Below are 22,608 nucleotides of genomic sequence, written 5' to 3'. Positions count from 1 at the left end.
TTCAAGGGCAAGCGCAAGATCTGCGGCGGGCGCAGTGCGGTGCGGCGAGTGCTGTACATGTCGTGCTGGACAGTCATCCGCTACGACGCCTCGTTCAAGGCGCGCTACGAGGGGCTGCGCGATAAAGACAAGTGCGCAAAAGTGGCGCTGGTGGCGTGCATGCGGGTGCTGCTGATCCGGCTTAACGCCATGCTGCGCGAGGGCACAGCATGGCGGACGTAATTAACTGGGCAAGACAGTTGCTGCGACGCGAATGCGGATACCCCATGGACCGCGTCGCCTGCATCGCGGCCAAGGCCGGCTCCTACCACGTACGGCGTAGGAGCCGACTTTAGTCGCGATGCAGACGACGCCATTTCAAGACAGTTGCTGCTACGCGCCAGGTGGATGCTGGCCAGTGGCCCCCTGTCAAACCTACCAGTATCGCCCTCGGCGGCGCTTCTCTACGGTATGGCTAATCCCACACCGAGGGCATGCCATGCAATACCTCACGCACTACGACACCACCCGGCGTTTGCTGTGGGGGTATTTCGCCCCGCTTGCCGTGCCAAGTTTCACACCACAGTTGCTGGACGATGTGCAGGCCCACGAGCAATCGCTGGGCACCGCCGAAGGCCCGCTGCGCACCGGTGCCCATCAGCCGGTGGATTACTATGCCTGGGCGTCGCGAACGCCGGGCTATTTCAGCCTGGGCGGCGACCTGGCCCATTTCGTCGACTGCATCGAACAGCACGATCACGGGATGCTGCTGGCATACGCCACTCAGTGCGTGGATATCCTGCACCGACGCATCTCGCACTATGAGGCGTCGGCGCTGATTACCCTGGCGTTAGTGCAAGGCCCGGCGCTGGGCGGTGGGCTGGAAGCGGCGCTGGCCAACGATGTGCTGATTGCCGAGGAACAGGCCACCTTCGGCTTTCCGGAAATTCTGTTCAACCTGTTCCCCGGCATGGGCGGCTACAGCCTGCTGTGCCGGCGCATCGGCGTGCGCGCCACTGAAGCGATGATGAGTAGCGGCGCCAAGTACTCGGCCCAGGCCTGCCTGGCCATGGGCATTGTCGACCGGGTGGTGCCCACCGGCACGGGCGAGGCAGCGGTACACGCCTATGTAGAGGAAACCCGGGAGCACCATAACGGCCTTGCGGCTATACATGCCGCGCGGGGGACCGCCCAGCCCATTGGCCATGCGGAATTGTTGGCCATTACCGCCCAGTGGGTGGACGCGGCGCTGCGCCTGCGGCCAGCGAACCTGGCGCACATGAAGCACTTGGTACAACTGCAACGCACGCGCCTGGCGCGCCAGCCGTGACCGGCCGAAGGAGGCATCAACATGGTGGACTATGTATTTGGCTATACCGCCGAGGAGCTGGAGCGCCTGATGTTTCAGGCGCAGGTGCTGGAACCGTTCACCACGCGCCTGATCCAGCAGATGGGCATCGAGCCTGGCATGCGCGTGCTGGACCTTGGCTGCGGTGCCGGCGATGTGACCCTGTTGGTCAGCCAACGGGTGGGTGCCCAGGGGGCGGTTATCGGCATTGACCGCAGCGCCGACGCCATAACGCTGGCCCGCCACCGCGCCCTGCTGGCGGGATTGACGCAGGCAAGCTTTGTGACGGCCGAGATCGAGCAGTTCACCAGCGGCCAGCCATTTGATGCAGTGATTGGCCGTTACGTGATGGTGCACCAGGCCGATCCCGTGGCGTTCCTGCGCAAGGCGGCAGGATTTCTATGGCCGGGGGGCGTGATTGGCTTTCATGAAATTCTGATCATGGAGCCGATCGTTGAGTCCCATCCCGATGTTGCACTGTGGTACCAGGTGGGCCGTTGGTTCGTCGCCGCCCTGCGGGCTGGCGTGCCGTATTGCGATGTAGCAGCGCATATGATCGAGCATTTTGCCGATGCTGGACTGCCGCAGCCGGGGATGTTCTGCGAGCGCCCGGTGGGCGGTGGTGCGCAGTCGCCGTTCTATCGCTGGGCAGCGGAGGCCATTCGTGGCGTGATGCCCCACCTGGTGCGGCTTGGGGTGACGCGTGAAGCGGATGCCGATGTGGCCACTTTGGAGCACCGCTTGCGCAAGGACTGTGTGCAGGCCCGTGCGCAGCTGCTGGGCCCCACGCAAATCTGCGCCTGGACCCACGTGCCGTAGCAGCGGCCGCAGGCCGCGTCCGAACGCGCCGCGTTATCGTTGAAACACTGGCGGGCCAGACGCAGCCTTCGGCAGCTGCTACGCGAAATCCTGCGCGCACCGCACCTGTAGCAGCGGCCGCAGGCCGCGTCCGAACGCGCCGTGTATCCCTCGGAACACCGGGGGGCCAGACGCAGCCTTCGGCAGCTGCTACGCGAAATTCTGTGCGCACCGCACCTGTAGCAGCGGCCGCAGGCCGCGTCCGAACGCGCCGCGTATCCCTCGGAACACCGGGGGGCCAGACGCAGCCTTCGGCAGCTGCTACGCGAAATCCTGCGCGCACCGCACCTGTAGCAGCGGCCGCAGGCCGCGTCCGAACGCGCCGCGTTGTCGTTGAAATACCGGGGGGTCAGGGGCTGCCAGGCGACAGCAACAGGTTCGGCGCCTGGCGCTGGTAACCCTCTTCATCCAGGCGCAGGTCCAGTGGCAGGCTGGCAAGGTCGGCCGACAGCGCTTCGGCGCTGGCGTCGTGTTCCAGGTACAGCAGTTTCAGGTAGCTGCGGCAGTGCGGGCAGGTTTCGGCGCGCAACGGCGCTGCACCGGGGGCATGGCGGTCGGTGGCAAGGCTGGTGTACTGCAGGCCTTGGCTATGTTCGCAGTAGATGCACTTGACCCGCACCGCGTGCCATTCACACGCGCACAGCGAGCACACCAGGTAACGCAGGCCGTTGTGCGCGCCGCGATGGCGGACGACCCCGGCCATGGCCGGCGAGCCGCAGGCCGGGCATTGGTTCAGGTGCGGGCCAGGTGTAAGGGCCATGCCAGGCATGTCCAGCAGCCAATGGCTCCAGGCAGCCTGAAGGGAAGCGCCCAGGAACGGCGCCACGGCGGCAGGCACCGCGCTGTATTGCCCACTCAACAAACCCAGCGCCCACACTTTGCGCTGGTCGGCGCTGGCCGCCTGCAACTGCGCCAGTGCCTGCTGTACCGCAGGCTGCGCCGGCGGCGAATAGCGCAGCAGCAACGCGTCCAGCCACGGCTGCCAGGCCCCTTCGCGCACCAGGCTGTCGAACACCAGCGGCGGCAGGCCGTGCTGGTGGCACATCTGCAGGCGCTCGGGCGCAGGCGTCGGCGCGGCCGGTGGGTGGTCCAGCAGGCTTTGCTGCACCTGGCACAGGTCGCCGGCCAGGTGCAGGTATTCGCCCAGCGCATGCCCGGCCGCCAGGCTGTGCAGCCGTGCCGCGCGGTGGGTGAACAGCCCCTCCGGCGGCAGGCTGAACAACGGCGGCGCGCTGCTGGACGCGGCTATCTGTTGCGGTTCGAGGGTCCTGCTCAAGGTTTGCTCCTGGGGGGATGATCGGTGACCTTGTCGCCCGTCACCTCGCGGTACCACAACGCGTGGTGCTTGCGCGCCCACGCCCGGCTGACCCAGCCATGCAGCATGGCGTCTACCGAACCCTTGATCCAGATACCGGCGTAGATGTGCACGATAATGCTGGTCACCAGCACGAAGGCGGCAGCGGCATGGGCCAGCACCGCCAGGCGAATGCTGGTGATGCCGAACCACTGGCTGAAGTACACCCGCCAGATCACCACGCCACTCAACAGTAGCACCAGCATGCACGCCAGCAAGGTCCAGAACAGCAGCTTCTGCCCTGGGTTGTACTTGCCGATGGGTGGCACACCCTCCTCCTCGTTGAGCATCACCCGGTCGATGCGCTTGAGCCACAGCTTGTCGTTGTGAATGAAAAAGTTGGCCCGCCAGAAGCGAATCACCAGGCCCATGAACAGCACGAACATGGCCACGCCCATGAACGGGTGCAGGATGCGCGTCCACGGCCCGCCGCCGAACAGGTTGCTGAGCCAGAACAGCGCCGGGTGGAACAGCGCCAGGCCCGACAGCCCGGCCATGAAGAACAGGATCGCCACCAGCCAGTGGTTGGTGCGCTGGTTGGCGGTGTAGCGCAGGATCTGCTTGGGCATCATGGCCGGTCCTCCCCGCGTGGGTCGTAGGTGTGCACCGCCGGGTCGACCTGGTGCACGGCCGGGTCGACATGCGGTTCCTCATCTTCCTCGGTAAGCTGCGGGCCCACGCGCACGTAGTGGAAGAACCCGGCCAGCACCGCAGCGCCCATGGCCAACAGCGCCAGGGGTTTGCTCACGCCCTTCCACAGCCCCACCAGCGGGCTGATAGTGGGCTGGTTGGGCAGGCCGGCGTACAGCGAGGGCTGGTCGGCGTGGTGCAGCACGTACATCACGTGGGTGCCGCCGACACCGTCCGGGTCATACAGGCCGGCCTGTTCAAAGCCGCGGCTTTTCAGGTCGACGATGCGCTCGGCCGCGTGTTCCTTCATATCCGCCTTGCTGCCGAAGACAATAGCGCCCGTGGGGCAGGTCTTCACGCAGGCCGGCTCCAGCCCTACCGCCACGCGGTCCGAGCACAGTGTGCATTTGTAGGCCTTGTGGTCCTTCTGCGAGATGCGCGGAATGTTGAACGGGCAGCCGGTGATGCAATAGCCGCAGCCGATGCAGTGGTCCTGGTTGAAGTCGACGATGCCGTTGGCGTGCTTGATGATGGCCCCGGGGCTGGGGCAGGCCTTCAGGCAGCCGGGGTCGGCGCAGTGCATGCAGCCGTCCTTGCGGATCAGCCACTCCAGGTTGCCGCTGGCCGTGTTTTCGTGCTCGGTGAAGCGCATCACCGTCCAGCTTTCGGCCGTGAGGTCCATGGGGTTGTCGTAGGTGCCGTGGTTGTGGCCCACCTCGTCGCGCAGCTCGTTCCACTCCGAGCACGCCACCTGGCAGGCCTTGCAGCCGATGCACTTGGTGGTGTCGATGAGCTTGGCCACCTCTTCCAGCTGGCGCACCGACGAGGGCGGCGTGGTGGTGGCCGACTGCGCGAGAATGTCTTGAATGGCCATCTAGATTTTCTCCACGTTGACCAGGAACGACTTGGATTCCGGGGTCTGGGAATTGCCATCGCCGAGGAACGGCACCAGGGTGTTGGTGAGGAAACCGTGGCGCGTCACCCCGGTGAAGCCCCAGTGCAGCGGGATACCGATGTGGTGCACCACCTGGCCGTTCACCTGCAGCGGCCGGATGCGCTTGGTCACCACCGCCACCGCCTCGATGAAGCCGCGCTTGCAACTCACGCGCACGCGGTCGCCGGCCGCAATGCCCTTCTCACCCGCCAGCACCTCGCCGATCTCCACGAACTGCTCGGGCTGGGCAATGGCGTTGAGGCGGCAGTGCTTGCTCCAGAAGTGGAAATGCTCGGTGAGCCGGTAGCTGGTGGCCGCATACGGGTAGTCCTTGGCCTGGCCCAGCGAGTCCCACACCGAGTCGAAGATGCGCGCCGCCGGGTTGCTGATCACCTGCTTGTTGCCAGGGTGCAGCGGGTTGATGCCGATGGGCGTCTCGAACGGCTCGTAGTGCTCGGGGAATGGCCCCTCGTTCATCTTGTCCACGGCGAAGAAACGCGCCACGCCCTCGGGGTTCATGATGAACGGGTTCATGCCCGCTTCCGGCGGCACGTCAGCCTTGTAGTCGGGCACGTCGGTGCCGCCCCAGCTCTTGCCGTTCCACCACACCAGGCGTTTTTTCTCATCCCACGGCTTGCCCGCAGGGTCGGCCGAGGCGCGGTTGTAAAGGATGCGCCGGTTCATCGGCCACGCCCACGCCCAGCCCAAATGCTGCTTCATGCCGTAGGGGTCGCTGTTGTCGCGGCGGGCCATCTGGTTGCCCTGCTCGGTCCAGCTGCCGCAGAAAATCCAGCAGCCCGAGGCGGTGCTGCCGTCGTCCTTGAGCTGGGCGAAACCGGCCAGCTGGCTGCCGCCCTTCACGGCCGCGCCGGTGGCGTCGGTGAAGTCGGTGGTTGCCGAACCGTTCAGCTCTTTGGCCAGCTCTTCGGGCGAGGGCTCGTCGGGGATCTTGTACGGCCACGCCAGTTTCAGCAGCGGCTCGGCATACGCACCACCGTTGGCTTGATACATCGCCTTCAAACGCATGTACAGCGCACTCATGATCGACACGTCGGTGCGCACCTCGCCCGGCCCGTCGGCGCCCTTCCAGTGCCATTGCAGCCAGCGGCTGCTATTGACCAGGGAGCCGTCTTCCTCGGCGAAACAGGTAGTGGGCAGGCGAATCACTTCGGTCTGGATGGCGCCCGTATCAACGTCGTTGAACGGCCCCACCTTCTCCCAGAACTGCGAGGTTTCGGTGGCCAGCGGGTCCATCACCACCAGCCACTTCAGCTTGGCCAGAGCCTTCATCACCCGGTTCTTGTCGGGCAGCGCGGCGATGGGGTTGAAGCCCTGGCAGATGTAGCCGTTGACCTTGCCCTGGCCCATCAGGTCGAACATTTTCAGGATGTCGTAGTTGGGAATGTCCAGCTTCGGCAGCCAGTCGTAGCCCCAGTGGTTGTCGGCCGTGGCGTTGGCGCCGTACCAGGCCTTCATCAGGCTGACGTGGAACTTGCCGTAGTTTTGCCAGTAGGACAACTGCCCCGGCCGCAGCGGCTTCTGCGTGCGCTTGCTGATGAAGGCGTCGTAGTCCTGCTCGGCGTCCAGCCCCAGGGTGAGGTAGCCCGGCAACGAGTTGGACAGCAGCCCCAGGTCGGTCAACCCCTGGATATTGGAGTGCCCGCGCAGGGCATTGACGCCGCCGCCGGGCATGCCGACGTTGCCCAGCAGCAGCTGCACCATGGCCGCGCTGCGGATGATCTGCGAGCCGATGGAGTGCTGGGTCCAACCCAGGGCGTAGAGGATGGTCATGGTCTTGCCGGGCACCGCGCAGGTGGCGATCTCGTCCCAGATCTTGCGCATGGCATCCATGGGCATGCCGCAGGTCTGGCTGGCCAGCTCCAGTGTGTAGCGGCTGTAATGCTGCTTCATCAGCTGGTACACGCAGCGCGGGTCTTGCAGCGTCGGGTCGACCTTGGCGAAGCCGTCGTCGCCCAGCTCGTAGCCCCAGGTGGACTTGTCGGTGTAGGTGCGCTTGGCCGCGTCGTAGCCCGTGAACAGGCCGTCCTCGAAGCCGAAACCGGCCTTGACGATAAACGACACGTCGGTGTAATTGCGCACGTATTCGTGCTGGATTTTATCTTCGCTGAGCAGGAAGTTGATCAGCCCGCCCATGAAGGCGATGTCGCTGCCGGTGCGAATCGGCGCGTAATAATCAGCCACCGAGGCGGTGCGGGTGAAGCGTGGGTCCACCACGATCAGCCGCGCCTGGTTGTGCGCTTTGGCCTCGGTCACCCATTTGAACCCGCACGGGTGCGCCTCGGCCGCGTTGCCGCCCATCACCAGAATCAAGTTGGCGTTGCCTATGTCGGTCCATGTGTTGGTCATGGCACCGCGGCCGTACGTCGGGGCAAGACTTGCCACCGTCGGGCCGTGTCAGACACGCGCCTGGTTGTCGAACCCCAGCATGCCCAGGCTGCGCACCACCTTGTGGGTCAGGTAGCCTGCTTCGTTGGACGCAGCCGACGCTGCGAGGAAACCGGTAGTCAGCCAGCGGTTCACCGTCTGGCCCTTGTCGTTCTTCTCGACGAAGTTGGCGTCGCGGTCGGCTTTCATCAGCGCCGCCACGCGGTCCAGCGCCTCGTCCCAGCTCACCCGCGTCCATTCATGGCTGCCGGGCTTGCGCACCTGCGGGTATTGCAGGCGGTCGGGGCTGTGAATGAAGTCCAGCAAACCGGCGCCTTTGGGGCACAGCGTGCCGCGGTTCACCGGGTGGTCGGCGTCGCCTTCGATATGGATGATGTTTTGCGCAACGTTCTTCGCCGCGTCGCCCTGGCTGTACATGATCAGCCCGCAGCCCACCGAGCAATACGGGCAGGTGTTGCGGGTCTCTTTGGTGTGGGCCAGCTTGAAATGGCGAATCTGCTCGGCGAACGCCGGCGCCGGCGCCATGCCCAGCTCGCCGATGCTGGCGCCGGCAAGGCCAATGCCGGCGACCTTGAAGAACTGACGACGGTTGAGGTCCATCGTGCAACTCCTGGTTTGAGGGGTGTCAGGGTTAACGATAGACCTGAAAATGGGGGGAGGCGTTGCCGCCGGTCACCCCCACACCCGCCACCACTGCCCTTTCGCCGGCTGGCTGCGCGTCAGCACCGCAGGCATGTCCTTCAACTGCACCCACGCCTCATCCTGCCAATACAACACCTTCACCTCGCCTGCCTGCGTGCACATGGCCGACATCGCCGGCAGCGTGCCCGGGCCGCCCTGGCGCAGCTTGGGCACTACGTCCAGGGTCAACCACTGGCGCAGGGCGCGGTTTTCCGGCATTTGGCAGTGCAGGATCAACGCCAGCGCGCCGCTTTCGCTCACCAGCAGGTGCCTGGCCCATTGGCCGTCGGCCTTGATCCAGGTTTCGCGGTGCTGGTCGTCGTCGAGGCTGCGGATGCGCCGTTCGATCAAATGCACGCCCATCAACCGGCCCAGGTCGCGCAGGCACAGCCAGGGGTGGCCTTCGATCATCAGGGCGCGCAGCGGGATTTTATGGCGGAAGAAGGTGGTGGCGACGAAGGCGTCCATGGCGAAAGCTCCTTGCAGGTGAAGGGCTGCCACGGTTGTCGAGTGTTGGGGTGGCAGCTGCGTGCAGGTTGACGAACCGGGCTAGAGCCGGCAGGCCCGAAGGCCTCCCACACGCAGCTGCCATAACACTTATCTCAGGCAACGTTGCATGAAACAAGCGGTATGGTGCTGCAGTGTGCTAGCGCAGGTCGTCAAACCTGATCCCCGAGGCTTCGGAGACGGTGCGCAGGGTAAGGCTGCACCCGGTGAGTGGCAATCAAAGGAGTGTTAAGGGTTGTGTCGAGCCCCGTAGCAGCTGCCAAAGGCTGCGTCCGGCGATGGGCCTGCCTGACCGAGGCGCCCAGGACGCGGCCTCGCGGCCGCTGCTACGAGGCCCCGTGTATCGTCTATCGCGTCGCCTGCATCGCGGCCAAGGCCGGCTCCTACGACGGACGGCGTAGGAGCCGACTTTAGTCGCGATGCAGACGACGCCATTTCAAGACAGTTGCTTAGGGTAAGGAGGCCCACGGTGGCTGGCAACCGTGGGGTGTAAGGGGGTTACCGTGGGCAGGAAGTGTTAGTAGGTGTTCAAAGCCTATAGCAGCAACCTATCGGCTGCGGCTATAGGACGTGCGCTGAAGGCGCGGCCTTGGACAAAAAGCCAATCCGCTTCAGTAAGGGTTTAGCCGATTAACTCTATCAGGATATCGTCAACGTACACGCTCTTTATAAATCCTCCGCTAGTTGCCTCAATGCCGATTATGTCCGGACTGCGTGCAATGAATGTACCCGTTATCGATGCAAGTCCGGCGCTAGCGGAAATACTTGCGAACGATCCGGCACGCGACCGCAGCCACCCTGTAGCAACGCGATTGGCGTAATATGGCACGGCTGCAATTCTGGCCGTGACCCTATAGGTCGCACCTGGCTTCAATGTGGTGAACGATTTTTCGAATCCTAACGGGTTTGCGTATCCGCTGGTGAACACGTCACCGATTACGTAAGATCCCCCGTATTGCATCACGTTGCTGGGGTATTCGCTCCATCCATAAGGTTGACGATCCTCAAAATCGTAAAACTCACGCACCAGGTAGCTTCTGGTTATTACCGTGTACTGCTTCAGCGGAAACGTGAGTGCTGCCCCCTCCGACACGCCACCATCAAACGTCACCTTAAAGGCCAATGTAATCCTGGCATTATCCGCCAAGCCAGCCAACTGTGCTTTCGCGACCGTTAAGCTCAATCCGTTTTGAGCCTCTGCTGCCGTCACCTGGTGCCCTTCAAGCAACTTCAGGTCCAGGCCTGGGCCCGTCAGGGTAAGCCAAGCCCGCTGCCCCGCCGCGATAAACGGCCAGCGCCCAACCGTGACGTGCGCATCGCCTACCAGGCTTGGGATGTCCAACTCATCGTTGCCGTTGGCCTCGGCAATCAGCGGGGACGGCAACGCACTTTGCGCAATCGCCGACACCGTCAACGTCATCGGCACAGAAGTACCAATCGCCTCCCCGCCGCCATCACGAAACACCACATAGTCCACCACCACCTGCTTGCCCAGCGCCGCCGCAATAAACTCGCGCGGCACCGGCGCCTGTGCCTGCCCATCGGTGGTCACCGTCACCCATGGCACATACGAGGCTTGTGCGCCGGCCACCGTCCACAATCCGGCCAGCACATTGCCCACCTTGAGCCGTGTATCGGTCACCGTCAGCGTGGCGGTGTTTTCCTCATTGCTCGTACCCGGTTTGATCGGGTTCAGCGTAGTAACCGACGCCCCGGTCGCATCGCGCACCTGCGGCGCCGGCCACGGCTCGCCAACCGCCTGGCCGATGACGTCAATGCGCAGGTACTTGGACGGCTTGGCCGGCGCGGCCCCTGCCGCATCCTGCAGCAGATACGAAACATCCACATGGCCCCCGCCAAGGGCCGCCGCCTTGGCGTTGGGCACTGTGAATACCAACAATCCCGGCACGTTCCCTACCGTCAAGGTCTGTTCGAATGCCTCCGGCTGGCCCGTCGAGGTTTGCCCCTGCCAGCGAACCGTTACCTGGTCGCCCCGCACAAAGACTGGTGGGTAGGGATACACGTACACGAGCACGTCATTGGCGCCCAACTGCTCAAGCCGCAGCACGTTATTGGGGGCTTGCGGTACCTCTGGCGCTGGCAGTGCATTCGGGCTGGCGTGCACGTACACCAGCGTAATCACCGACCACGGTTGGCCCACGCTGTCCTCCGAGACGTTGTTGACCTGGTCATACACCCGGTAAAACACCATCAAATCCAGACCATCGCCACCCAGCGCGATGACTGCGGCGGTGATGTCGATATCGATGCTGGTTCCCACCTCGCTTGGGAGCACCGTCCGAGGCGGCAGCGCAAAACCGTTCCAGCGCAGATCGATGATGTCGTAGCTGGCCATGTAGGGGTATGGCCTGATGGTCACCTTGAAGCCCGCCTGGGCGTCCGCTTCGCTGACGCCGTCGGCAATGATGTGCGCCGGCAACACGGGGGCCGGGAGGTTCTGGTGTTGCGGGTCAGGACTGGGGTCAACGCCGCCGGGGCGGGTGAGCTTGATGCGATAAAGGCGGGGCGCCGAAGCTTCCGGGGCGCCCGCGACACGGGTCACGGTGTAGTGGATGGAGACGGTCTGGTCGGTACCCGGCGTGAACGCGCCGTAGGGGATGTGCAGGTCGACAGCGATATTGGGAATGACCACGATGTCGATGTGCACCTGGACGTTGTCGAAAAACACCCTGATTTCATCATTGCTGTTCATGTTGACGTAGGGGTCGACCACCACGTGCAAGCCGGTGATCGAGTTGACCAGGCCCACGCCGATGCCGCCCAGGGTGGCACTGATGTCGACCGAGGCGGGAATCCGCAAGTCTGGCACTGCCCGGGGGCTATTGGCGGCAACAAGCAGGGCTGGGCCGACCACGGTCGGTTGGCCAGGGATGATGGGGTGGATCAAGGGCAGGTTTTTTTGTAGCAGCGGGTTGAGGGGCATAAGCTGAAGCTCCGCGAATGGCTGGAGCGATGATTGGGCGCTTATGGTGGGTGGCGCACAACTGTAAGAACTGACAGATGGCCGGTGGCCATTGCCAGCGCAATGGCCTGCCGGCTGCGACTACGTCCTGGGGGATGCTCTGCCCGCGAAAGCCACACCGCGCAGCTCAGCCTGACGGCGGTGTATTGTTCGCGGGCAGAGCCCGCTCCCACCATGATGGTTGCGCCGTCGGTAAGTGGCATACTCGAGGAAGGGAGGACTGAGTGCCTCTAACATTTCAAAAGTAAGTAGATGCCAAGCCAACAGCCCGGGGGGTGTCAGGCAGGAAATAGACTAAGCGCCGCCCCTTCACAAATCATTTAAGGAAGTTTCGGTCTATACCCAGAGGCCCCATGCCTCTCCTCCATTGACACGGGACCAAGATAATCGACCGGCAGCCCAGGTCGCGCCCACCAAATACTTGTTTCGTATGGATTAGAAGCAAGATAGGCCCCAGTGTGGTGTCGAGCTTCTCCCACCCCTACAAATGAATAATGTAAACAGTTAAACATCTCATGACCAAAGCTTGTTTGGTAGGGGTCGAACACACTATTGCGCGGATCAGAGAGTACCCATGCGCGAGCCTCATTATACGTAAAGGTTTGCCCAGGCGGGTGCACGATTATTGAGTACACCCTAGAACACCTAACTGGATAACTGACTTGGGCACCAGTTGCATCTCTAGCAACAATCGTCGTCTGGCCATTTGCAACACTTGTAACCAGCCCAGTACTTGCATTAACTTCGGCAATCCGGGAATCCGCAGATGAGTAAATGATATTGCCGATGCCACCAGTTGCCTGACGCACTAGAGTTGTACCCTCCGGCGTGTAGGACGTTCTTCTCCACGGCGGAGAATAATTGGCATCCAAGTAAAGGTGCATTCCACTAATCATAGCGGTGCTACTGTCAATGCTCAACGCCGCCACCCGAGTCACCTCCCGATTTATCGATACCTGCCCGACCCCATACAGCGCTTTAGCCTCAAATACGTGCCATCCTATACTGAGAGAGGATACAGTTGAGTTCCAGTTTCCGTTCGCATCGACATTAACAGTTGCACCAGGAACACTATTGTTCAAAATTTGCACCTGCCTGCCCGGCGAAGCCGTACCAACTAAAGTGACGTTCGAATCAGTGGTGCTCTGGCCGTGAGGAACGCTGCCTCTTGAATCCCTAAGGTCAGTGATTGATGGACGCAAGTCCAGCAGTGTACGAACAACGTACTCACGGGTTGGAAAGTTTGACAGTTGATCCCCCCCTATCGCAACACGCACCTCCAGTTTCAGACTACTGCCATCTTTCAAGGTTTGCAGTCGGGCCAGAGGAACTGGTTGCACCACTCCACTCACGCTCGGCACCTGCAGGTTATCGGCCAACGTAATAACCGTGGCACTTCCATCCGCCAACGTCCCTCGGGCCTCTAGCCAATACCGCTGCGACGTATCAATAAACGGCCAAGCCCCTACCGTAGCCGTGGCATCTGCCGTCAGCGCCGATACATCCAGCTCATCCGTGCCCCCCGCTTCCGTGATATCCGGCCGCGGCAACGCCCCCTGCGCAATCGCCAGCACCATCAACGTCATCGGCACAGAAGTACCAATCGCCTCCCCGCCGCCATCACGAAACACCACATAGTCCACCACCACCTGCTTGCCCAGCGCCGCCGCAATAAACTCGCGCGGCACTGGCGCCTGCACGAACCCATCGGTGGTCACCGTCACCCATGGCACATACGAGGCTTGTGCGCCGGCCACCGTCCACAATCCGGCCAGCACATTGCCCACCTTGAGGCGCGCATCGGTCACCGTCAGCGTGGCGGTGTTTTCCTCATTGCTCGTACCCGGCTTGATCGGGCTCAACGTGGTCACCGACGCCCCCGTCGCATCGCGCACCTGCGGCGCCGGCCACGGCTCGCCAACCGCCTGGCCGATGACATCGATGCGCAGGTACTTGGACGGTTTGGCCGGCGCGGCCCCTGCCGCATCCTGCAGCAGATACGAAACATCCACATGGCCCCCGCCAAGGGCCACCGCCTTGGCGTTGGGTACCGTGAATACCAACAATCCCGGCACGTTCCCGACCGTCAAGGTCTGTTCGAATGCCTCCGGCTGGCCCGTCGAGGTTTGCCCCTGCCAGCGAGCCGTTACCTGGTCGCCCCGCACAAAGGCTGGCGGGTAGGGATACACGTACACGTGCACGTCATTGGTGCCCAACTGCTCCAGCCGCAACACGTCATTGGGGGCTTCCGGTACCTCTGGCACTGGCAGTGCATTGGGGTTGGCGTGCACGTACACCAGCGTAATCACCGACCACGGTTGGCCCACGCTGTCCTCCGAGACGTTGTTGACCTGGTCATACACCCGGTAAAACACCATCAAATCCAGACCATCGCCACCCAGCGCGATGACCGCGGCGGTGATGTCGATATCGATGCTGGTTCCCACCTCGCTTGGGAGCACCGTCCGAGGCGGTAGTGCAAAACCGTTCCAGCGCAGATCGATGATGTCGTAGCTGGCCATGTAGGGGTATGGCCTGATGGTGGCCTTGAAGCCCGCCTGGGCGTCCGCCTCGCTGACGCCGTCGGCAATGATGTGCGCCGGCAACACGGGAGCCAGCAGGTTCTGGTGTTGCGGGTCAGGACTGGGGTCGACGCCGCCGGGGCGGGTGAGCTTGATGCGATAAAGGCGGGGCACCGAAGCTTCCGGGGCGCCCGCGACACGGGTCACGGTGTAGTGGATGGAGACGGTCTGGTCGGTACCCGGCGTGAACGCGCCGTAGGGGATGTGCAGGTCGACAGCGATATTGGGAATGGCCACGGTGTCGATGTGCACCTGGACGTTGTCGAAAAACACCCTGATTTCATCATTGCTGTTCATGTTGACGTAGGGGTCGACCACCACGTGCAAGCCGGTGATCGAGTTGACCAGGCCCACGCCGATGCCGCCCAGGGTGGCACTGATGTCGACCGAGGCGGGAATCCGCAAGTCGGGCACTGCCCGGGGACTATTGGCGGCAACAAGCAGGGCTGTGCCGACCACGGTCGGCTGGCCGGGGATGATGGGGTGGATCAAGGGCAGGTTTTTTTGTAGCAATGGATTGAGGGACATAAGCTGAAGCTCCGCGAATGGCTGGAGCGATGATTGGGCGCTTATGGTGGGTGGCGCACAACTGTAAGAACTGACAGGTGCAGCTGACAACCCGATCCCGTAGCAGCTGCCGAAGGCTGCGTCAGCGGTGTAACAGGTGGACCGCAGGGCCCCGGACGCGGCCTTCGGCCGCTGCTACAGGGGCGCGTAACCTAGCCGCCGATCGCTTTGTCTGCATCGCGGCCAAGGTTGGCTCCTACCCCCACACCCGCCACCACTGCCCTCTCGCCGGCTGGCTGCGCGTCAGCACCGCGGGCATGTCCTTCAACTGCACCCACGCCTCATCCTGCCAATACAACACCTTCACCTCGCCTGCCTGCGTGCACATGGCCGACATCGCCGGCAGCGTGCCCGGGCCGCCCTGGCGCAGCTTGGGGACTACGTCCATGGTCAACCACTGGCGCAGCGCACGGTTTTCCGGCATTTGGCCGTGCAGGATCAAGGCCAGCGCGCCGCTTTCGCTCACCAGCAGGTGCCTGGCCCAGTGGCCGTCGGCCTTGATCCAGGTTTCCCGGTGCTGGTCGTCGTCGAGGCTGCGGATGCGCCGTTCGATCAAATGCACCCCCATCAACCGGCCCAGGTCGCGCAGGCACAGCCAGGGGTGGCCTTCGATCATCAGGGCGCGCAGCGGGATTTTATGGCGGAAGAATGTGGTGGCGACGAAGGCGTCCATGGCGAAAGCTCCTTGCAGGTGAAGGGCTGCCACGGTTGTTGAGTGTTGGGGTGGCAGCTGCGTGCAGGTTGACGAACCGGTGGCACCGGCAGGCCCGAAGGCCTCCCACACGCAGCTGCCATAGCACTTATCTCAGGCGTTGATGCCTGAAACAAGCGGTATGGTGCTGCGGTGTGCCATGCAGGTCGTCAAACCTGATCCCCGAGGCTTCGGAGACGGTGCGCAGGGTAAGGCTGCACCCGGTGAGTGGCAATCAAAGGAGTGTTAAGGGTTGTGTCGAGCCCGGCGTAGCAGCTGCCGAAGGCTGCGTCAGCGGTTTAACAGTTGGCTACGCGTTGGGTCCGGACGCAGCCTGCGGCAGCTGCTACGAAGTTAGCAGTTGCGCCAGGCGATGAAGTTCGGCGCCCCCTCTAATTGGCTGGCTGTTGAGCAAATTCGTAGCAATATCAGTAATCGCTGCAAAAAAATACTTGCCACGGACCCATTTCTGAATAGTTAGTCTTACTGCTCACAAAATCCCCCCCTGCCTAGAAACGACAGTTTCCCGGAGGCGATTGAGCGATGAGGTAAGAACGGACCGCCGTTATCGCCGTATAGGAAGGCGCTGCCAAGAAAGCTACAAGCACGCATGAAATGAAAGTATTGGCTGCCTGTAACTTCTGACAGGTTACACCCACTCTGGATGACTTCAAAATGAAGCAGGTATTGCATTCCGCATGCCTACTTCATGTTGAAAGGGAAACTGTCATGTCTAAGAAAGCACATTCCAAAGCGGATCTAGGCACCATTCAATGGACCGACACGGGTGGGCCGGCGCATACCACTACCGGGGCGTGGTGGCATAGCGAAAATTTATGGCACGTGCGCAGCCCCTATCCCACCAAGGCGGTACCGGGGGAGTTTATCTTCGATATTCCCGCTCCATACGGCGACTTCTCAGGCACCGCTCAAATCCCGGAAGATACGATTGTTTATAGCTGGTTTGACAATGGAGGTGTGCGCTGGTCTTTTGTAGCAAACGGCGAAATCAGGTACGTGATTGAAGCAGACCAAGCCAGTACCGCAGAATTCAACTTCACGCTCAAGAACCGCAAAGTAATTACGGGAAGTTTTAATTTAATGCAAACACCGTTAGAACGACGGGAGCCCACCGAGGCAGCGCGCAAGCGGCTGTTGGAAAAATCGGCGCAAAGCAAGCCCTGAGGCATGCACATCGGATGGCATCTGCTGTGCTGAACCGTCTTCATCACTTCCACTGATGCCCGCTATCGACACCCTCCATTTCAACCCGGGCATGGCGCCTTCGTAAAATGGCGCCATACCCGAATGGAGGGCCCCCACATGAAATACCTGATCGCACTCGCACTGTCCGTACTGGCCGCTTTCAGCTCCTTCACCCACGCCGCCGAGGCGGCGCCGGTGCAGGCCGCCGTGCAAACCCAGGCCAGCGACAGCTATGACTACTCCCAGGACCTGGACATTGCCAAGGTGGTGCGCATGAACACCGCGCCTGGCAACCAGTGTGGCCCGGTGCAGGGCCACATGACTTACATCGACAGCAAGGGCGTGCAGCACGAACTGAACTACACCCGCCTGGGCGATAGTTGCGACAAGGGCTGATCAGCGCGCCGCCAGCCGTGCACACAGCCGGCTGACACACACCGAGCCCACCACCGCCAAAATGATCGGCACCAGGAAGTCGTGCTCGATGCGGGTGAACTCCACCACCAGCACGATGGCCGTGAGCGGCATGCTCATGGATGACGACAGGAATGCGGCGGCGCCAACGATGGCGAACGCGCCCAGGGGCACGCCGGGCCACAGCAGGTTCCAGCCGCCGCCCAGCATCACTGCCAGCAAGGCGCCGCACGCCAAGGCTGGGGTCAACAGCCCACCTTCGGCACCCGCACGCAGGCTGCTGCTGGTGACCACCAGTTTGGCCAGCAACAATACCGCCGCCAGGCCGATGGTGAGTTGGTCATCGAAGCCCAATTGCGCCGGCCCCTTGCCGTTGCCCAGCACCTGCGGCAGGTAGATGGCCAGGCAGCCGATCAGGGTGAAGTTGACCAGCGACAGCACCGGCAGTTGCCAGCCGCGCGCGGCGCGCCCGCGAGCGGCACCGGTCAAACGCGTGAAACCGTAAGCCGCCAGGCCGAACAACGGCCCGCACAGCACGGCCCAAGTGATCAAGCCAGGGCTGACAACGAACGCCGGCACCGTGTACTGCGCTTCCGCACCCAGCCCCAGCCAGGCCACCGACGCGCCGATGGCCGAGGTGGCCAAGGCGATGATTGCCTCCCGCCAGGCGAATTTTGCCAACAACACTTCCAGCACAAACACCGCACCGCCCAACGGCACGTTGTACACCGCCGCCAACCCCGCGCCAGCGCCGCAGGCGATCATCAGCCGGCGGGTGTCGCTGTCCAGGCCGCTCCAGCGCGCGAGACGGTCGGCAATCAGCGAGCCCAGTTCGCGCGGCGCCACTTCGCGGCCAAGCGGCGAGCCCAGGGCCACGGTGACGATTTGCAGCAGCACGTGGGCCAGGGTGGCCTTGGCGGGCATGCGCGCCTCGGCGTTGCTGACCGCTTGCTTGATGCTGACCAGGGGTTTGCCAAAGCGGTACAGCAGGTACCAGCCCAGCCCGGCGACCAGGCCGCACAGCGCCAGGGCGGCCACCCGGCGCTCGGGCGCGGCGGCGGTTACGCCAAACAGAAAGCTTTCATGGCCTACCAGGTGGTCCTGGCTGTAGCCGTAGGCCAGGTGCTGGATGCCGTGCAACAGCAACGCCAGCAGCATGCCGCCCAGGCCGGCACCGAGGCCGGTGAGCAGCACCACGAAGACCAGCGCGGTGGTGGCGCGCACGGGAGACCGGGTGGCCAGGGGTGTTTCAGGCAACGACATGCAGGGCTCCAGCCGTGTAGGGATGCCGTTGATGGTAGCGGGCACGGTGGTGGGCGCCTACGGCTGGGGCGGTTATTGGGAGCTGGGCGGTATAGGTTGTCCGTTGGCCGGCGTCAGGGCCTGGACGCAGCCTGCGGCAGCTGCTACGGGAACGCGGCGGGGGCGATTGTTACCTGATTTGGAAAACAGACTTACGACCTGCGACCTAGCGTCGCACCCTAGCCGTTGGTAGAGTAGCGCCGGATTGAAAGAACCTGTAAGGAACGCCTCATGCTTCGTCTCGTCGCCTACGCACTGCTGCTGTTGATTTCGTGCGGCATTGCCGTCGATCATCGCCGCGAGTACCGCCGCGGTCAGGCCCGTCGCCGGGCGCTGGTGGCTTCGCAGCACACCCGCGCGCAAGACTGACCCTACTGCAACGACGCCTGCCCACCCGGCAATACCGCCCGCAGATGGCTGATCAGCACTTTGATCTTGGCATCCAGGTAGCGCCGGTTGGTGTACACCGCATAGACGTTCAGGCACTGCAAGCGATACTGCGGCAACAGCCGCACCAGGCTGCCACTGTCGATGCCTTTCTGCGCCGAGAACACCGGCAGCGAGCCTATGCCCATCCCTGACTCTATCGCCTCGATCATGGCGTCGCCCATGTTCACCTGGAAAGCCGACGGCCCCAGGTTGATGCGCTGCACGTCCTCATCGCCATGAAACTCCCACTGGTTGGAAGCGCTGCTGGGGTTCACCAGCCGCAGGCATTCGTGGCCCTGCAACGCCTGGGGCGTGGCCGGCGCGCCATGGCGGGCGATGTAACCAGGGGAGGCACACAGCACGCTGTAGGACTGGCCGATGCGCTGGCTGACGTAGCCCGAGTCGGGCAGTTGCGGGGCCAGCACGATGGCGACGTCTATGCCCTCCTCTATCAGGTCCGGCATGCGGTTGGCCATGGTCAGCTCGAAGCTGACGTCGGGGTATTGCTGGCGGTAGTCGGCAATGGCCGGCACCACGTAGTGGCGGCCCACGCCCATCATCGAATGCACGCGCAGGCGGCCGCTGGGGCGCAGCTGGGTGTCACCGGCTTCCACTTCGGCTTCGTCGACGTGGGCGATGATCTGTTCGCAGCGGGCCAGGTAGCGCTGGCCCACTTCGGTGAGGGCGACGTGGCGGGTGCTGCGGTTCAGCAGCCGGGCGCGCAGGTGCGTCTCCAGCGCGGCGACGCTGCGCGAGACGGTGGCCACGGCCACGTTCAGTTGTTTGGCGGCATGGCTGAAACTGCCAGCCTCGGCGACGCAGACGAAGGTGCGCATGTTTTGCAGAGTGTCCATCGAATGCCTCTTGGATGGTGAAGCTGCAATTGTCACACACAGATGCGGAATGATTATTCCGCAGGATGAAAAGGCTATTCGCCCGGAACGAAAAATTGTGCTGGCCCTTCCCGGGCTTCGCCCGGTCCCACAGGTTGAACCCTGTAGGACCGGGCGAAGCCCGGGAAGCAGTCACCTCGACAATCAGATGCCGTCGCGGGCGATGTCCATGGCGAAGTAGGTGAAGATCAGGTCGGCACCGGCGCGCTTGATGGCGCCCAGGCTTTCACGCACCACGCGGGCTTCGTCGATGGCACCGGCCTGGGCACCGAACTTGATCATGGCGTATTCGCCACTCACCTGGTAGGCGGTCAGCGGCAGGCGCGAGGCTTCGCGAATGTCGCGGATGATGTCCAGGTACGCACCGGCCGGCTTGACCATGATGGCGTCAGCGCCTTCGTGCTCGTCCATCAGCGATTCGCGCACGGCTTCGCGGCGGTTCATCGGGTTCATCTGGTAGGCCTTGCGGTCACCCTTGAGCGCCGAGCCGCCGGCTTCGCGGAACGGGCCGTACAGGGCCGAGGCGAACTTGGTGGAATAGGCCATGATCGAGGTGTCGATGAAGCCTGCCGCGTCCAGGGCGCTGCGGATGGCCTGCACCTGCCCGTCCATGGCTGCCGACGGCGAGATGAAGTCGGCACCGGCGCGCGCGGCGGCAACGGCCTGCTTGCCCAGGTTGCGCAGGGTGGCGTCGTTGTCCACGCCGTGGTCGCACAGCACGCCGCAGTGGCCGTGGGAGGTGTACTCGCAGAAGCAGGTGTCGGCCATCACGATCATTTCCGGCACGGTGTCCTTGCAGATGCGCGCGATGCGCGACACCAGGCCGTTCTCTTGCCAGGTGTCACTGCCGTCGGCGTCCAGCTTGTGCGACACGCCGAAGGTCATCACCGACTTGATGCCGGCACGGGCGTAGCGCTCGATCTCGCCGGCCAGTTTCGATTCGGGGATGCGCGCCACGCCGGGCATGCTGGTGATGGGCACGAAGTCATCGATTTCTTCCTCGACGAAAATCGGCAGCACCAGGTCGTCCAGGCTGAACTCGGTTTCCTGGAACAGCGAACGGAGGTTCTCGGAACGCCGCAGGCGCCGTGGACGAGCGATAGGGAACTGGGACATCGGAAATCCTGTGTTGAAGATGACAATTCAGTGCGTCAGATTATGCCTGTCCGGCGTTCAGGACAAATCGGCTTTGACAATGCATTCTTGCAGCTATTGTAACAGTGCCTTCCAGGGCTTCGCATTCATCAAGGGAACCATCATGGCCAAGCTGCGCGTAGGGGTGATTTTCGGGGGCCGTTCGGCCGAGCATGAAGTGTCGCTGCAGTCGGCACGCAACATCGTCGAGGCGCTGGACCGCGAACGCTTCGAACCGGTGCTGATCGGCATCGACAAGGACGGCCAGTGGCACCTCAACGATGCGTCCAACTACCTGCTGAACCAGGAAGACCCGGCGCTGATCGCCCTCAACCGCTCCAACCGCGAGCTGGCTTTGGTGCCCGGCAAGGCCCAGCACCAGCTGGTGGAAACCGGCGCCTCGCCCTTGGCGCACATCGACGTGATCTTCCCGGTGGTGCACGGCACCCAGGGCGAGGACGGCTGCCTGCAGGGGCTGCTGCGCATGGCCGACCTGCCCTTCGTGGGCTCGGACGTGCTGGGCTCGGCGGTGTGCATGGACAAGGACGTCAGCAAGCGGCTGCTGCGCGACGCCGGGCTGGCCATCACCCCCTTCATCAGCCTCAACCGCGCCACCGCCCGCCGCCGTACCTTCGCCCAGGTGCAGGCCGAGCTGGGGCTGCCGCTGTTCGTCAAGCCGGCGAACCTGGGCTCGTCGGTGGGCGTGAGCAAGGTCGAGGACGAAGCCGGTTACTGGCAGGCCGTGGAACTGGCCCTGGCCTTTGATGAGAAGGTGCTGGTGGAGGCCGCGGTCAAGGGCCGCGAAATAGAATGCGCGGTGCTGGGCAACGATGAGCCGCTGGCCAGCGGCTGCGGCGAGATCGTGGTCAAGGGCGGCTTCTATTCCTACGACAGCAAGTACATAGACGGCGACGCGGCGCAGGTGCTGGTGCCGGCGGATATTCCCGCCGCTGCCAGCGAGCGCATCCGCGAACTGGCCGTGGAAGCGTTCCAGGTGTTGGGCTGCAGCGGGCTGGCGCGGGTGGACGTGTTCCTGACCGACAGCGGCGAGGTGATCATCAACGAGCTCAACACCCTGCCCGGCTTTACCCGCATCAGCATGTACCCGCAGCTGTGGCTGGCGGCGGGCATGACGTATACGGAGCTGGTGAGCCGGTTGATTGAATTGGCCTTGGAGCGGCATGGGCGGCGCAGTGGGTTGAAATCGAGCCGGTAGGAGCCACGGGGCGGCCATCCGCCTTGGTCGCGATGCACACACCGCAAATGAACCTGCCATGCGACCGGCGTCGTGGCCATCGCGGCCAAGGCCGGCTCCTACCGCCCACCGTGGTAGGAGCCGACCTTGGTCGCGATACATACACCGCAAATGAACCTGCCATGCGATCAGCATCGCGGCCATCGCGGCCAAGGCCGGCTCCTACCGCCCACCGTGGTAGGAGCCGACCTTGGTCGCGATGCAGCCGCCGCGACTGAACCTGCCATGCGACCAGCGTCGCGGCCATCGCGGCCAAGGCCGGCTCCTACCGCCGACCGGGGTAGGAGCCGACCTTGGTCGCGATGCAGCCACCGCGAATGAACCTGCCATCCGACCGGCGTCGCGGCCATCGCGACCAAGGCCGGCTCCTACCGCCAACCGTGGTAGGAGCCGACCTTGGTCGCGATGCAGCCACCGCAAATGAACCTGCCATGCAATCAGCGTCGCGGCCATCG

17 protein-coding genes and 1 pseudogene are annotated in these 22,608 nt (G+C 63.4%); 7 read left to right on the top strand and 11 right to left on the bottom strand.

The features are described from left to right. From AC0SZ7_RS31205 to AC0SZ7_RS31195, 3 genes and pseudogenes are all read left to right on the top strand, one after another. Nucleotides 1–222: pseudogene (locus tag AC0SZ7_RS31205) on the top strand (IS110 family transposase); the annotation flags it as partial. Between the two features lie 118 nt (nucleotides 223–340). Next, nucleotides 341–1,309 (top strand): crotonase/enoyl-CoA hydratase family protein, encoded by a 969-nt coding sequence (locus tag AC0SZ7_RS31200; RefSeq protein ID WP_475507931.1) that lies wholly within the window; start codon nucleotides 341–343, stop codon nucleotides 1,307–1,309. Nucleotides 1,310–1,330: 21 nt separating this feature from the next. Then, entirely contained in the window at nucleotides 1,331–2,146 is an 816-nt protein-coding gene (locus tag AC0SZ7_RS31195) for a class I SAM-dependent methyltransferase (RefSeq protein WP_475507930.1), read from the top strand. Nucleotides 2,147–2,534: 388 nt separating this feature from the next. Here the strand turns inward: AC0SZ7_RS31195 and fdhE are convergent, their stop codons facing one another. The 8 genes from fdhE to AC0SZ7_RS31155 form a co-directional block, all read right to left on the bottom strand. Then, complete coding sequence (gene fdhE / locus AC0SZ7_RS31190; RefSeq protein ID WP_475507929.1) at nucleotides 2,535–3,461, bottom strand: formate dehydrogenase accessory protein FdhE; 927 nt, start codon at nucleotides 3,459–3,461, stop codon at nucleotides 2,535–2,537. Beyond that, complete coding sequence (locus AC0SZ7_RS31185) at nucleotides 3,458–4,111, bottom strand: formate dehydrogenase subunit gamma (RefSeq protein WP_475507928.1); 654 nt, start codon at nucleotides 4,109–4,111, stop codon at nucleotides 3,458–3,460. Before AC0SZ7_RS31185 ends, fdhE begins: the two co-directional genes overlap by 4 nt. After that, nucleotides 4,108–5,043: a formate dehydrogenase subunit beta gene (fdxH, locus tag AC0SZ7_RS31180; protein ID WP_475507927.1), complete on the bottom strand. Its 936-nt coding sequence runs from the start codon at nucleotides 5,041–5,043 to the stop codon at nucleotides 4,108–4,110. The genes AC0SZ7_RS31185 and fdxH overlap by 4 nt, the downstream gene beginning before the upstream one ends. Beyond that, nucleotides 5,044–8,109, bottom strand: a complete 3,066-nt coding sequence (gene fdnG / locus AC0SZ7_RS31175; protein WP_475507926.1) for a formate dehydrogenase-N subunit alpha — start codon at nucleotides 8,107–8,109, stop codon at nucleotides 5,044–5,046. It abuts the gene before it with no gap. A 72-nt stretch (nucleotides 8,110–8,181) separates the two neighbouring features. Next, complete coding sequence (locus AC0SZ7_RS31170; protein ID WP_475507925.1) at nucleotides 8,182–8,658, bottom strand: BRO-N domain-containing protein; 477 nt, start codon at nucleotides 8,656–8,658, stop codon at nucleotides 8,182–8,184. A gap of 661 nt (nucleotides 8,659–9,319) precedes the next feature. Next, nucleotides 9,320–11,641 (bottom strand): hypothetical protein, encoded by a 2,322-nt coding sequence (locus AC0SZ7_RS31165; RefSeq protein WP_475507924.1) that lies wholly within the window; start codon nucleotides 11,639–11,641, stop codon nucleotides 9,320–9,322. A 359-nt stretch (nucleotides 11,642–12,000) separates the two neighbouring features. Beyond that, on the bottom strand, nucleotides 12,001–14,790 hold the full coding sequence (locus AC0SZ7_RS31160; protein WP_475507923.1) for an Ig-like domain-containing protein: 2,790 nt from the start codon (nucleotides 14,788–14,790) through the stop codon (nucleotides 12,001–12,003). A gap of 235 nt (nucleotides 14,791–15,025) precedes the next feature. Continuing rightward, the gene (locus AC0SZ7_RS31155) at nucleotides 15,026–15,502 is read right to left on the bottom strand and encodes a BRO-N domain-containing protein (protein WP_475507922.1); all 477 of its coding nucleotides are present in this window, start codon (nucleotides 15,500–15,502) and stop codon (nucleotides 15,026–15,028) included. A gap of 747 nt (nucleotides 15,503–16,249) precedes the next feature. Between AC0SZ7_RS31155 and AC0SZ7_RS31150 the strand changes: the two genes are divergently transcribed. After that, nucleotides 16,250–16,705, top strand: a complete 456-nt coding sequence (locus AC0SZ7_RS31150) for a hypothetical protein (protein ID WP_475507921.1) — start codon at nucleotides 16,250–16,252, stop codon at nucleotides 16,703–16,705. Nucleotides 16,706–16,843: 138 nt separating this feature from the next. Continuing rightward, nucleotides 16,844–17,122: a DUF2790 domain-containing protein gene (locus tag AC0SZ7_RS31145; RefSeq protein ID WP_475507920.1), complete on the top strand. Its 279-nt coding sequence runs from the start codon at nucleotides 16,844–16,846 to the stop codon at nucleotides 17,120–17,122. Here the strand turns inward: AC0SZ7_RS31145 and AC0SZ7_RS31140 are convergent, their stop codons facing one another. Then, complete coding sequence (locus AC0SZ7_RS31140) at nucleotides 17,123–18,403, bottom strand: chloride channel protein (protein ID WP_475507919.1); 1,281 nt, start codon at nucleotides 18,401–18,403, stop codon at nucleotides 17,123–17,125. It lies immediately after the preceding gene. A gap of 270 nt (nucleotides 18,404–18,673) precedes the next feature. On the opposite strand from AC0SZ7_RS31140, the gene AC0SZ7_RS31135 reads away from it, so the two are divergent. Next, nucleotides 18,674–18,811: a hypothetical protein gene (locus tag AC0SZ7_RS31135; protein ID WP_416424436.1), complete on the top strand. Its 138-nt coding sequence runs from the start codon at nucleotides 18,674–18,676 to the stop codon at nucleotides 18,809–18,811. 2 nt (nucleotides 18,812–18,813) lie between these two features. Here AC0SZ7_RS31135 and AC0SZ7_RS31130 read toward each other — a convergent pair whose 3' ends face one another. Both AC0SZ7_RS31130 and hemB read right to left on the bottom strand, forming a co-directional pair. Beyond that, nucleotides 18,814–19,725 carry a LysR family transcriptional regulator gene (locus AC0SZ7_RS31130; protein ID WP_475507918.1) on the bottom strand — a complete coding sequence of 304 codons (912 nt, stop codon included), beginning with the start codon at nucleotides 19,723–19,725 and terminating at the stop codon, nucleotides 18,814–18,816. 183 nt (nucleotides 19,726–19,908) lie between these two features. Next, nucleotides 19,909–20,880: a porphobilinogen synthase gene (hemB, locus tag AC0SZ7_RS31125; protein WP_475507917.1), complete on the bottom strand. Its 972-nt coding sequence runs from the start codon at nucleotides 20,878–20,880 to the stop codon at nucleotides 19,909–19,911. 142 nt (nucleotides 20,881–21,022) lie between these two features. Here hemB and ddlA point away from each other — a divergent pair, with 142 nt between their 5' ends. Further along, nucleotides 21,023–22,114 carry a D-alanine--D-alanine ligase gene (ddlA, locus tag AC0SZ7_RS31120; RefSeq protein ID WP_475507916.1) on the top strand — a complete coding sequence of 364 codons (1,092 nt, stop codon included), beginning with the start codon at nucleotides 21,023–21,025 and terminating at the stop codon, nucleotides 22,112–22,114. Nucleotides 22,115–22,608 lie beyond the last annotated feature (494 nt).

Source organism: Pseudomonas sp. JC1203 (assembly GCF_056175065.1).
Note: the sequence above shows the minus strand (reverse complement) of the source record. Positions and strands in the feature narration are given on the sequence as shown.

Excerpts from the sequence above, each read along its gene's own strand:
- AC0SZ7_RS31140 (WP_475507919.1), bottom strand. The coding sequence starts at position 18,403 with ATGTCGTTGCCTGAAACACCCCTGGCCACCCGGTCTCCCGTGCGCGCC.
- AC0SZ7_RS31155 (WP_475507922.1), bottom strand. The coding sequence starts at position 15,502 with ATGGACGCCTTCGTCGCCACCACATTCTTCCGCCATAAAATCCCGCTG.
- AC0SZ7_RS31165 (WP_475507924.1), bottom strand. The coding sequence starts at position 11,641 with ATGCCCCTCAACCCGCTGCTACAAAAAAACCTGCCCTTGATCCACCCC.
- AC0SZ7_RS31160 (WP_475507923.1), bottom strand. The coding sequence starts at position 14,790 with ATGTCCCTCAATCCATTGCTACAAAAAAACCTGCCCTTGATCCACCCC.
- AC0SZ7_RS31185 (WP_475507928.1), bottom strand. The coding sequence starts at position 4,111 with ATGATGCCCAAGCAGATCCTGCGCTACACCGCCAACCAGCGCACCAAC.
- AC0SZ7_RS31145 (WP_475507920.1), top strand. The coding sequence starts at position 16,844 with ATGAAATACCTGATCGCACTCGCACTGTCCGTACTGGCCGCTTTCAGC.
- AC0SZ7_RS31170 (WP_475507925.1), bottom strand. The coding sequence starts at position 8,658 with ATGGACGCCTTCGTCGCCACCACCTTCTTCCGCCATAAAATCCCGCTG.
- AC0SZ7_RS31150 (WP_475507921.1), top strand. The coding sequence starts at position 16,250 with ATGTCTAAGAAAGCACATTCCAAAGCGGATCTAGGCACCATTCAATGG.
- hemB (WP_475507917.1), bottom strand. The coding sequence starts at position 20,880 with ATGTCCCAGTTCCCTATCGCTCGTCCACGGCGCCTGCGGCGTTCCGAG.
- fdxH (WP_475507927.1), bottom strand. The coding sequence starts at position 5,043 with ATGGCCATTCAAGACATTCTCGCGCAGTCGGCCACCACCACGCCGCCC.
- ddlA (WP_475507916.1), top strand. The coding sequence starts at position 21,023 with ATGGCCAAGCTGCGCGTAGGGGTGATTTTCGGGGGCCGTTCGGCCGAG.
- AC0SZ7_RS31135 (WP_416424436.1), top strand. The coding sequence starts at position 18,674 with ATGCTTCGTCTCGTCGCCTACGCACTGCTGCTGTTGATTTCGTGCGGC.
- AC0SZ7_RS31200 (WP_475507931.1), top strand. The coding sequence starts at position 341 with ATGCAGACGACGCCATTTCAAGACAGTTGCTGCTACGCGCCAGGTGGA.
- AC0SZ7_RS31195 (WP_475507930.1), top strand. The coding sequence starts at position 1,331 with ATGGTGGACTATGTATTTGGCTATACCGCCGAGGAGCTGGAGCGCCTG.
- AC0SZ7_RS31130 (WP_475507918.1), bottom strand. The coding sequence starts at position 19,725 with ATGGACACTCTGCAAAACATGCGCACCTTCGTCTGCGTCGCCGAGGCT.